Origin of the sequence: Oryzihumus sp., from assembly GCF_036391795.1 — a bacterium.
GTDB lineage: Bacteria > Actinomycetota > Actinomycetes > Actinomycetales > Dermatophilaceae > Oryzihumus.
Window position 1 is genome coordinate 20,235 of sequence record NZ_DASVZH010000202.1, and the last position, 10,860, is coordinate 31,094.

Genomic DNA, 10,860 nt, shown 5'->3' on the forward strand with positions numbered 1-10,860 from the left:
GTGCACCAGAGTCGCGACGAAAGGTAGTCGGTGTCGCCTGTGTCGAACGCCCACCCCGTCCCGTCGGCGGAGCGCCCTGCGCGCCCGCTGCCGGCCGAGTTCTCCCACCCCGCCCTCCAGGAGCTCCTGGCGATCGGTAACGCCCACGGCTCGGTCGACAGCAGCCAGCTGCGCGACGCCCTCCTCGGCGCCGAGGTGGAGCCCAAGAGGATGAAGGCCGTCCTGCGCTCGCTGGAGGAGCAGGGGATCAGCGTCACCCTCGACACCGCCACCGCGCACCGTGCGGTCGCCGCCACCTCGTCGCGCCGCACCACCACGGCCAAGGCGACGAAGAAGGCCCCCGCCAAGAAGGCGGCCGGCGCGACGAAGACCGCCGCGAAGCCCGCAGCCACCAAGACGGCCGCGAAGGCGGCGACGCCCAAGGCGGCCGCGGCTGCTGCCGCCGCGCCGGCCAAGAAGGCGGCCGCGAAGAAGGCCACCACCAAGAAGACCGCGGCCAAGAAGGCCGGCACCGACACCGCTGCCGAGGGGGTCGAGGAGGCCGTCGACACCGAGGAGGAGCCGACCGAGGTCGACGAGAGCGAGCTCGAGGACGTCGCGGTCGAGGACGAGCCCGAGACCGCCGCCGAGGAAGGTGCCGAGGACGCCGAGACCCCGGCCAAGGCCGAGCCGGAGGAGGAGTCCGAGGAGGCCGGCTTCGTCATCCGTGACGACGACGAGGAGGACGCCCCGGCGCAGCAAGTCGTCACCGCCGGTGCGACCGCGGACCCGGTCAAGGACTACCTCAAGCAGATCGGCAAGGTCGCCCTGCTCAACGCCGAGCAGGAGGTCGAGCTCGCCAAGCGCATCGAGGCCGGCCTGTTCGCCGAGGAGAAGCTCAACTCCGGCGACAAGATCGACATGAAGCTCAAGCGCGAGCTGTGGTGGATCGCCCAGGACGGCAAGAAGGCCAAGAACCACCTGCTCGAGGCCAACCTTCGTCTGGTCGTCTCCCTGGCCAAGCGCTACACCGGTCGCGGCATGCTCTTCCTGGACCTGATCCAGGAGGGCAACCTCGGCCTGATCCGTGCGGTCGAGAAGTTCGACTACACCAAGGGCTACAAGTTCTCGACCTACGCGACGTGGTGGATCCGCCAGGCGATCACCCGCGCGATGGCCGACCAGGCCCGCACCATCCGCATCCCGGTGCACATGGTCGAGGTCATCAACAAGCTCGCCCGCGTCCAGCGCCAGATGCTGCAGGACCTTGGCCGGGAGCCCACCCCGGAGGAGCTCGCCAAGGAGCTCGACATGACCCCCGAGAAGGTCGTCGAGGTCCAGAAGTACGGTCGCGAGCCCATCTCGCTGCACACCCCGCTCGGCGAGGACGGCGACAGCGAGTTCGGTGACCTCATCGAGGACTCCGAGGCGGTCGTGCCGGCCGACGCGGTGAGCTTCACGCTGCTGCAGGAGCAGCTGCACTCGGTCCTCGACACGCTGTCCGAGCGGGAGGCGGGCGTCGTCTCGATGCGCTTCGGCCTCACCGACGGCCAGCCCAAGACGCTCGACGAGATCGGCAAGGTCTACGGCGTGACCCGCGAGCGGATCCGCCAGATCGAGTCCAAGACGATGTCCAAGCTGCGTCACCCCTCACGCTCGCAGGTCCTGCGCGACTACCTCGACTGACCCGCAGCCACCGCAGCGCCCGTCACCCCCGAAGGGGTGGCGGGCGCTTCGTCGTCCTCCGTCGAACGACGGAGGCGCCTTCCGGCGCCGGGCCGTGACAATCGGCGCACGATGCGGTCGACGACGACGGAGGCAGGATGCACGCGGACCGGGGCCTGGCGCCTCCGCACGGCGGGAAGCTGGTCGACCTGGTGGTCGGCGAGGCCCGCGCGGCCGAGCTCGTGGCGATGGCGGACCGGTGGCCGTCCTGGGTCCTCACGCAGCGGCAGCGCTGTGACCTGGACCTGCTGGCCTGCGGTGCCTTCTCCCCGCTGACCGGCTTCCTCGGCCGGGCCGACCACGCCTCGGTCTGCGAGCGGATGCGCCTCGCCGACGGGACGCTCTGGCCGATCCCGGTGACCCTGGACGTGGACGACCGCACCCGCGACGCGGCGCTGCTGTGGGGGCACCTGGGCCTGCGCGACGACCAGGGCCGGCTGTTCGCGGTGCTCGGGGTTCACGAGGCATGGCGGGTGGACCCGCGGGTGGAGGCCGAGGCGGTCTTCGGCCGGTGCGACCCGGCGCACCCCAGCGTCAACCACCTCCTCTACCGCACGCACGGGTGGTACCTCGCCGGCCGGCTGGAGGTGCTGCCGTCGGCGCGGACGCTTGACGGTGCGGGGCCGCGGTTCACCCCGGCCGGGCTCCGCGCCCACTTCGACCGGCTCGGCATCGCCCGGGTGGTCGCCTTCAACACCCGCAACCCGATGCACCGCGCGCACCAGGAGCTGACCCTGCGGGCCGCCCGGGAGACGGGGGCCCACCTGCTCATCCATCCGGTCGTCGGCCCCACCAAGCCCGGCGACGTCGACGTGGCCACTCGCATCGCCTGCTACGAGAGCCTGCTGCCGACCTATCGCAGCGGGCAGGCGACCCTCGCGCTGCTGCCGCTGGCCATGCGGATGGGCGGCCCGCGGGAGGCCCTGTGGCACACGATCATCCGCCAGAACTTCGGCGCCACCCACATGATCGTCGGCCGTGACCACGCCGGCCCCGGGCCGGACAGCCTGGGCCGGCCCTTCTACAACCCATATGCCGCGCAGGAGCTGGTGCGCCGGCACCAGGACGAGCTCGCGGTCTCGATGGTCTCCTTCCCGCAGCTGGGCTACGTCGAGGACACCGACAGCTACGAGCCGGTGGACCACGTGCCCCCGGGCACGCAGGTCAGCGTCATCTCCGGGACCGAGGTCCGGCGCCGGCTGGCCCGGGGCCAGACCCTGCCCTCCTGGTTCACGCCGCCGGCGGTCGCGTCGGTGCTGCGACGTCGCTACCCGCCCCTGCCCGAGCGGGGGGTCACCGTGGTCCTCGTGGGCGAGCCGGGCACGGAGACGACCGCCACGACGGCCGAGCTCGCCTGCCGGCTCCAGTCCCTGGGCCGTCGGGTCCGGCGGATCGGCGACGACGACAATCCCCATGGGCAGCTGACACGGGCTCCGGGGCCGGCGACCGACCTCGCCGGGCTGACCGCCGAGGCCGTGGAGTCCACCCGGGCCGGTGACATCGCGTTGTGCACCGTCCACACCGCCGACGCCCCGGCGTTGGAGCGGATGCGGATCGAGGTCGAGGCCTGGGGCGGCTTCTTCCTCGTACCGGTGGCCCCGGCCGGAACGGCAGGCCGGTCGGGGTCACCGGGCTCTTCGCGGTCTGCCCGCGCCAGGGTCGACGCCCTGCTGGGGCAGCTGCGGGCCCACGGCTACCTCACCGGCCAGGAGGAGCAGGTCGGCGCCTGAGTGCCATGCCGGAGCAGGGCAGCGTCCTGGCGACCCGCCCCCGCGGTCGGCGGTGGTCAGGTGCCGGACCCCGGGCCTCAGCGCTGGGTCAGGCGCCGGACCAGGTCGGCCACGGCCCGGAACGGGCTGCCCAGCGCCCGCGCCAGCCGCCGGCGCAGGCGGCGCACCTCGGCTGTCCCGGCCGAGGGCATGACCACCGCGCGCAGCCGGAGCCACGGGGGCCGGGTCGGCGCCACGGCCCGCAGGACGAGGTGGGTGTCCTCTCGCAGGTCGGTGACGGCAGCGTGCGGCGGGGCGTAGCGGGCCCGCTCCAGGGTGCCGAGGACCCGGCCAAGGGCCTGTTCGCCGTCTTCGTCGAGGTAGGCCTCGCGCACGTAGTGGTCACGCAGCTGGCGCGGGGTCTGGCTCGGTGGCGCGGGCATGCCCAGGTCGGCGAGCTGCTCGGTGAGCGCCACCCACTGCGCCTCGACCCGGCCGGCGCCGTCGGGGGCCGAGAGCAGCCTCCGCCGGCGTGACCAGAGCGCTCCCGCCGGGGCGACGGCCGCGCCGACCAGCCCGAGCAGCACCGCAAGGAGCACCAACGACCACCCGTGCGGCAGGTGGTCCACCCACGAGGCGCGGGAGCTGGCACCGGGCAGGGCCGTCTGTGGCGTGGCGAGGTCGTTCGCGCGCTCGAGCAGGTCCTGCTTGCGGTTCGAGGAGCTGCTGCCGCTCGCCGTGGTGTCGGTGGGGCGCCCCTGGTCGGCGCTGGTGCCCGGCAGCACGGTGGCGTAGACGGGCGCGGCACCGCTGCGGGCGGCCGGCGTCGGCTCGAAGCGCAGCCAGCCGACCCCGTCGAGGTACAGCTCCGGCCAGGCGTGGGCGTCGGCGACCGCGACCGTCCAGATGCCCCGGTCGACGTGGCCGGGCAGGAAGCCGACCGCGATCCGCGCAGGAATGCCCTGCGCGCGCGCCATCATGATCATCGCGGTGGAGAACTGCACGCAGTAGCCCTGGCGCGTGACCAGGAAGTGCGACAGCGGGTCGAGCGGCACCACGCGCCCCGTGCGGTCGGTGACCGGCGGGGCCAGCGTCAGGGAGTAGGTGAAGCCGCCGTTGCTGCGCAGGAACTCCTGGATGGCCAGGGCCTTGTCGTAGGCGTTGGTCCGTCCCCTGGTGACCGCGTCGGCGAGGGCGCGCACCCGGACCGCCGACCGCGAGTCGACCTGCAGGTCGCGGGGGTCGACCACCCGGTTCGTGGTGGCGCCGGGCACCCCGTCGCGCAGCATGCTGTCGGTGGGCTCGACGTCCCAGTACGACAGGTCGTAGCCGGAGACCTGGTCGGCGACGAGCAGCGACTGGGTGCGGTTGTCCAGGCCCCACCGGGTCCCGCCGAGGTCCGCCCCGGCCAGGGGATAGGGCGCAGCCAGGTTCGGCGGCTCGAGCAGGTTGCCCAGCACGCTGACCGACTCGCGCCGCTTGGGCACCGACGGGTCGAGCCCGGTCGGCGTCGGCACCGACGGCTCCGTGCCCGTGGCGACCCGGTCCACGCTGCGCCGCGGCGGCAGCCAGGTGCCGTTGACGTAGGTCGAGCTCACGGTCACCCGCAGCGGTGGCGGCGCGCTCGCGGTGGTGCGGTAGGTCAGGACGGGCCGCGTGCTGCGGTCGGCCAGGTCGCGGGACAGGTCCAGGCTCTGGCTGAAGCCGACGTTGCCGCCGCCGCTGCTGTCGTCGTTGCGACCCAGTCCCGACAGCAGGAACCGGGTGGGCAGGTGGGGGAGGGCCAGCGGGACCAGGAGGGCGGCGACGATGGCCACCACCCCGAGGGACCGCCCCAGCGTGGCGGTGCCCGCGGCGCCGGTGTCGCCCACGGAGGAGGCCGAGCTGACGGGGGTCAGGGGGGTGGCGCTCGTCGTGCTCCACCGGCGGACCAGGCCGGTGCCCTGTCGGCCGACCATGACCAGCCACACCACGGCCAACGCGACGAAGAACGCCGGGTGCAGGGAGGACCCGCTGTTGGCGGAGGAACCGAGGAAGGCGGCCAGGAGAGGCAGGCCGGCCATCGCCGCGGACCGGCGGGTGACCGCGAGGTAGTCCACGACCACCGCGACCACCCCGGCGACCAGTCCGACGAGCAGGGTCAGGCCACGCGTGGTCGGTGCCGGCGCGGTGAAGCTCTCGATGGTCCCGCGCGCGTCGACGAGCAGGCTGTTGAAGGCCGTCACCGTCTCGATGCCGGGCAGCCCGTGCCACAGGTGACCACGGCCGTAGAGCCAGCCGGCCACGATCGCCGCCACGACGGCCTGCCCCAGGACCACCTGCCAGCCGCGCAGCCGGGCCGAGCGGGCCGCGACACCGGCCAGGGCCACCACGAGGACCATGGTGACGGCTGCGCGGACCCACTCACCGGAGTCCAGCAGCGTGGTCACCGGCCAGATGGCGGTGACGGTGGCCAGGGCGGCGAGGGCGGCATCGCCGGGTCGGGCGTTCACCCGCCCACCCCGATCCGGCTCGTGCCCGTCGACACCGCGGCCCAGACCCGGGCGATGGACTCCCCGGAGCGCACCACCCGGGTGCCCCACCCGGCAGCCCGGGCGATCTCGGCCAGGTCCTCGGCGTGACCCCCGCCGGGGCTGGTCCCGTGGGCGAAGCTGGCGGAGTCGAGCAGCAGCAGCAGCGCCACTCCGCCCGGCTGGCGCAGGGTCAGCAGCTGGCGCAGCAGCTCCTCGTCGTGGTCGGTGGCGACCGCCACGACCAGGCCCCCGGCCGCGGTCAGCGGGTGCGCGGCGTGCAGCACGTCGTCCAGGGTCGCGCCCGGGTCGGTGCCGGCCAGGGCGAGCGCCTCGAGGGCGGAGTCCACGTCGATCATCTCGGCGGAGCGCCCCTCGGTGACCGACTCGTGGCTGACCAGGTGCACGGCATACCCGTGGTTGGCGAGGTGCACCGCGACCGAGGCGACCGCGCTGACCGCCCACTCGAAGGAGCCGGAGGCTCCGGAGCCGCGGTGGCCCGCGGCGCGCGAGTCCAGCACGAGCACGGCCCGGCGCCGGGCGGGCCGGTCCTCCTGACGGACCATGAGCTCGCCCTGGTGCGCCGTGGCCGGCCAGTGGATGCGACGCAGGTCGTCTCCGTCGCGGTACTCGCGGATGGCCACGTCGTCCTCACCGTGCAGCGCGACCATGTGCGGGATGACGCCCTCGGCGCCGACCCCCTCGCCGCCGGCCCGGCCGCCGGTCAGCTCCTCGACCCGGGGGAGCACGAGCACCTCGCTGGTGGAGCTGAGGGCCACGGCGCGCGCGGACAGCCCGAACGGGTCCCGGATGCGGAAGGTCAGCGGCCCCAGGCGGTGCCGTCCGCGCAGGTGGGACCGGATCGCGTAGCTGACCACGCGGCGCTCGCCCGGCGCCATGCGCGGCAGCACGAACCGGGGCCGGTCGCCCAAGGTGTAGTCGACCCGCTCCTCGGCCATGAGGATCGGCGAGCGCCGGGTGCCGGTGTTGCCGAACTCCACCTCGACGGTGGCCACCTCGTCCACGGCCAGCCGCACGGGCCGGACCCGGCGCTCGACGCTCAGCTCCGGCAGGGCCCGGCGGCTGGTCAGCGACGCGAGCACGGTCAGGGCGACCAGCAGCACCCCGATCCGGGTCAGGTCGCCCAGGCCGAGCCCGAGCCCGGTGACCACGAGCGTCAGCCCGGCCGCGACGAAGGCCCGACCGCGGGTGGTGAGCACGTCCTTGAACCGGGTCATCGGGGTCGCCTCGGGCTGGTCATCGGGCTGGGTGCGCGCCGTGGGGTCGTGCCGGTCACCGACCGGCTGCGGGGACGGGGACCCGGCGCACGATCTCGTGCAGCACGTCGGCCGGGGTGCGCCGCGCGAGCTGGGTCTCGCCGGTGAGCAGGAGCCGGTGCGCGAGCACCGGCACCAGCAGGGCCTGCACGTCGTCGGGCAGCACGTGGTCGCGCCCCGCGAGGGCGGCGTGCGCCCGGGCGCTGCGCAGCAGGTGCAGCGACGCCCGCGGGGAGGCACCCAGGCGCAGGGCCGGGGTGCTGCGGGTCGCGGTGATCAGGTCGACGACGTACTGCTTCACCGCCGGGCTGGTCCACAGGGTGCGCACGGTCTCGATGAGCTTGGCCACCGTCTCGCCGTCGGTGACCGGCACCAGGTCGTCGAGCGGCGAGGTGTCGCCGTGCGTCTCCAGCATGGCCACCTCGGCCGCGGGGGAGGGGTAGCCCATGGAGATGCGCGCCATGAACCGGTCGCGCTGGGCCTCCGGCAGCGGGTAGGTGCCCTCCATCTCGATGGGGTTCTGCGTGGCCATGACGATGAACGGCTTGTGCAGCTCGTAGGTCTGGCCGTCGACCGTGACCTGGCCCTCCTCCATGCACTCCAGCATCGCCGACTGCGTCTTGGGCGAGGCGCGGTTGATCTCGTCGCCGACCACCACGTTGGCGAAGATCGCGCCGGGGCGGAACTCGAAGTCGCGCACGTCCTGGTTGAAGACGCTGACCCCCGTGATGTCGCTGGGCAGCAGGTCCGGGGTGAACTGGATCCGGCGCACCGAGCAGTCGATCGAGCGGGCCAGCGCCTTGGCCAGCATCGTCTTGCCGACGCCGGGCACGTCCTCGATGAGCAGGTGGCCGCCGGCCAGCAGCACCGTGATCGCCGTGGTCACGACGTCGGGCTTGCCCTCGATGACCGCCTGCATGGCCGTGCTGATCCGCCCGGCCACCTCTCCGACCAGCTCGAGGCTGTCGTTGCCACCCGCCTGGGTCCCCGACTCCACGTCCATGTCCTGATCTTGCACGAAACCGCCGCCGACGGCGCTGCTCCCGCTCAAAGTTCATCCCCTTCGGTCCGGGGCGGTCCGGCGCCCCCACTTCCCTCCACGTCCTGCACCCCGGACCCGGTTCGATGCCGATCCGTCATGGTGCCCGTGCGTGGCGCTTCGGGCCAGCGGCAACGCCCCCCGGCGCCGGCGGCCCGCGACGGCAGATTTCCCCCACCGCGCCCCACCCCGGCTGACCTGCGCAAACCCCGCAGAAGTCGGGCTGCGTCTTGCGGCAAAACCGCATGTGGTGGAGGAGAGTGGGGTAAAGTGGGGCGACAAGGAGAGCAGTGGTCGTCGCGACAGCCGCAGGGGAGGAGGCGCGCCGTGTTCCTCGGTACGCACACCCCCCGCCTGGACGACAAGGGCCGGCTCTTCCTTCCCGCCAAGTTCCGGGACCGCCTCGCCGGTGGCCTGGTGGTCACCCGGGGGCAGGAGCGCTGCCTCTACGTCTTCCCCATGGACGAGTTCGTCCGGGTGGCCGAGTCGATCCGGCAGGCACCCGTCACGAGCAAGGCCGCCCGCGACTACGCGCGCGTCTTCCTCTCCGGTGCCTCCGACGAGATCCCCGACAAGCAGGGCCGGGTCACCATCCCCGCGACCCTGCGCGAGTACGCCGGCCTGAGCCGGGACTGCACCGTCATCGGCGCCGGCGCCCGTGTCGAGGTCTGGGACAGCACGGCGTGGGCCACCTACCTCGAGGGCACCGAGCAGGCGTTCGCCGAGCAGGCCGAGGAGGTGATCCCCGGACTCCTCTGAGCCGCCGGAGGGCCCACCGCCACCGGCCCTGCTGCCAGGTCTCCACCCGCTTCGCGTCCCGGGACACCTTCCCCGGCCCCGGGCCGCACCCCTTGGAGCGGTTGGAGACCTGACCGTAGGACCACCCACCCGGCCCTTGACCCCGAGCCAGCCACCCGTCATACCAAGAGAAGGAAGCCCCCACCCATGAACGCACGAGGGACCGCCGAGCAGCGGCACGTCCCCGTCCTGCGTGACCGCATCCTCGACCTGCTCGCGCCCGCGCTGGCCGAGCCGGGATCGGTCTACGTGGACGGCACCCTCGGCATGGGCGGGCACAGCGAGGCCGTGCTCCAGCGCTGCCCCAACGCGCGCGTGGTCGGCATCGACCGCGACCCCGAGGCGCTGGAGCTCGCGGGGGAGCGGCTGGCCGCGTTCGGCGACCGGTTCACCCCGGTGCACGCCGTCTACGACGAGATCGCCGACGTGCTCGACGACCTGGACCTGGCGCAGGTGCAGGCGGTGCTCTTCGACTTCGGCGTCTCCTCGCTGCAGCTGGACGAGGCCGACCGCGGCTTCGCCTACGCCCAGGACGCGCCGCTGGACATGCGCATGGACCAGACCCGCGGCATCACCGCGGCCGAGGTCCTCAACACCTACGACGAGGCCGAGCTGGAGCGCATCCTCAAGGAGTACGGCGAGGAGCGCTTCGCCCGCCGTATCGCGAGGGCGATCGTCCGCGAGCGCGTCACCACGCCGTTCAGCACCTCCGCGCGCCTGGTCGACCTGCTCAAGGGCGCCGTGCCCGCCGCCTCCCAGAGGAGCGGCGGCCACCCCGGCAAGCGCACCTTCCAGGCCCTGCGCATCGAGGTCAACGGCGAGCTCGAGGCCATCGAGACCGCGCTGCCCGCGGCGATCGACGCCCTCGCCGTCGGCGGCCGGATCGCGGTGCTGTCCTACCACTCGCTGGAGGACCGGCTGACCAAGCGGGTCCTCGCCGCCGGCGCCCGCAGCAGCACCCCGGCCGGCCTCCCGGTGGAGCTGCCCGAGCACGCGGCCTACCTGCGACTGCTCACCCGCGGTGCCGAGGAACCCGGCGCCGCCGAGATCGAAGCCAACCCCCGCGCAGCCTCGGCCCGGCTCCGGGCCGCCGAACGCACCCGGGCCACGAAGGGACACACCGCATGAGCCAGATGACTGCCGCGGCCGCTCGGGTCGGGGTCCGCGCCCCGCGCCGCCAGCCCACGCTGCCCAGCCTGCGGGTGGTCAGCGGGGCCGAGACGAAGAAGCCGGGCGCCGGCTTCGCCATCGTGTGCATGCTGCTGCTCAGCGCCGGCCTGCTCGGCCTGCTGCTGCTCAACACCAGCCTCGCCCAGGGCGCGTTCGCGCTGCACGACCTGCAGGCCACCTCCGGTGAGCTCAGCGACACCCAGGACGCGTTGACCCAGCAGATCGAGAACGCCTCCTCGCCGCAGCACCTGGCCCGCGAGGCCGTGTCGATGGGCATGGTGCCCTCGCAGTCGGCGGCCTTCCTGCGGCTCTCGGACGGGGCCGTGTTCGGCGTGGCGAAGCCGGCGACGAAGCAGCCCGGCTTTACCGTGATCGGGCAGGTCGTGGTGCCTCCGGCCGCCGCCTCGGCGGCCCCGGCGCCTGCAGCCTCCGCCACGCCGGCCGCCACGCCGACGAGCACCACGGCGGTGACCACGAAGAACGGCGTGACGACCACGGTGGTCACGACGGTCAACAGCGATGGAAGCACGACCACGACGACGACGCGGACCACCTCGGGCCACCAGGGCAAGGGGGCGTCCGGCAAGGGCGGCAACGCCAAGAGCACGAGGTGAGCACGTGAGCCCGAGCGGTGACGGAGGCCGGGGAGGCCC

General features: G+C 73.7%; 8 protein-coding genes. 5 read left to right on the forward strand and 3 right to left on the reverse strand.

Features of this window, described 5'->3' with window-relative positions; all coding sequences use genetic code 11:
* Positions 1 to 39: 39 nt before the first annotated feature.
* Together VF825_RS12385 and sat are read left to right on the forward strand one after the other, a co-directional pair.
* Entirely contained in the window at positions 40 to 1,665 is a 1,626-nt protein-coding gene (locus VF825_RS12385; RefSeq protein ID WP_331113692.1) for an RNA polymerase sigma factor, read from the forward strand.
* A 137-nt stretch (positions 1,666 to 1,802) separates the two neighbouring features.
* Positions 1,803 to 3,434, forward strand: a complete 1,632-nt coding sequence (gene sat / locus VF825_RS12390) for a sulfate adenylyltransferase (protein ID WP_331113695.1) — start codon at positions 1,803 to 1,805, stop codon at positions 3,432 to 3,434.
* A gap of 77 nt (positions 3,435 to 3,511) precedes the next feature.
* On the opposite strand, the gene VF825_RS12395 is transcribed toward sat, so the two are convergent.
* Genes VF825_RS12395 through VF825_RS12405 form a run of 3 tightly spaced genes read right to left on the reverse strand, consistent with a single transcriptional unit; the run spans position 3,512 to position 8,203 of the window.
* A complete protein-coding gene (locus VF825_RS12395; RefSeq protein ID WP_331113697.1) occupies positions 3,512 to 5,905 on the reverse strand; it encodes a DUF3488 and transglutaminase-like domain-containing protein in 2,394 nt (797 codons plus the stop codon).
* Complete coding sequence (locus tag VF825_RS12400) at positions 5,902 to 7,161, reverse strand: DUF58 domain-containing protein (RefSeq protein ID WP_331113698.1); 1,260 nt, start codon at positions 7,159 to 7,161, stop codon at positions 5,902 to 5,904. Before VF825_RS12400 ends, VF825_RS12395 begins: the two co-directional genes overlap by 4 nt.
* A gap of 55 nt (positions 7,162 to 7,216) precedes the next feature.
* A complete protein-coding gene (locus tag VF825_RS12405) occupies positions 7,217 to 8,203 on the reverse strand; it encodes a MoxR family ATPase (RefSeq protein ID WP_331113700.1) in 987 nt (328 codons plus the stop codon).
* Between the two features lie 363 nt (positions 8,204 to 8,566).
* Here VF825_RS12405 and mraZ point away from each other — a divergent pair, with 363 nt between their 5' ends.
* From mraZ to VF825_RS12420, 3 genes are all read left to right on the forward strand, one after another.
* The gene (gene mraZ, locus VF825_RS12410; RefSeq protein WP_331113702.1) at positions 8,567 to 8,998 is read left to right on the forward strand and encodes a division/cell wall cluster transcriptional repressor MraZ; all 432 of its coding nucleotides are present in this window, start codon (positions 8,567 to 8,569) and stop codon (positions 8,996 to 8,998) included.
* A 186-nt stretch (positions 8,999 to 9,184) separates the two neighbouring features.
* The gene (gene rsmH, locus VF825_RS12415; RefSeq protein ID WP_331113704.1) at positions 9,185 to 10,165 is read left to right on the forward strand and encodes a 16S rRNA (cytosine(1402)-N(4))-methyltransferase RsmH; all 981 of its coding nucleotides are present in this window, start codon (positions 9,185 to 9,187) and stop codon (positions 10,163 to 10,165) included.
* Positions 10,162 to 10,821 (forward strand): hypothetical protein, encoded by a 660-nt coding sequence (locus VF825_RS12420; RefSeq protein WP_331113706.1) that lies wholly within the window; start codon positions 10,162 to 10,164, stop codon positions 10,819 to 10,821. Before rsmH ends, VF825_RS12420 begins: the two co-directional genes overlap by 4 nt.
* Positions 10,822 to 10,860: the final 39 nt, after the last annotated feature.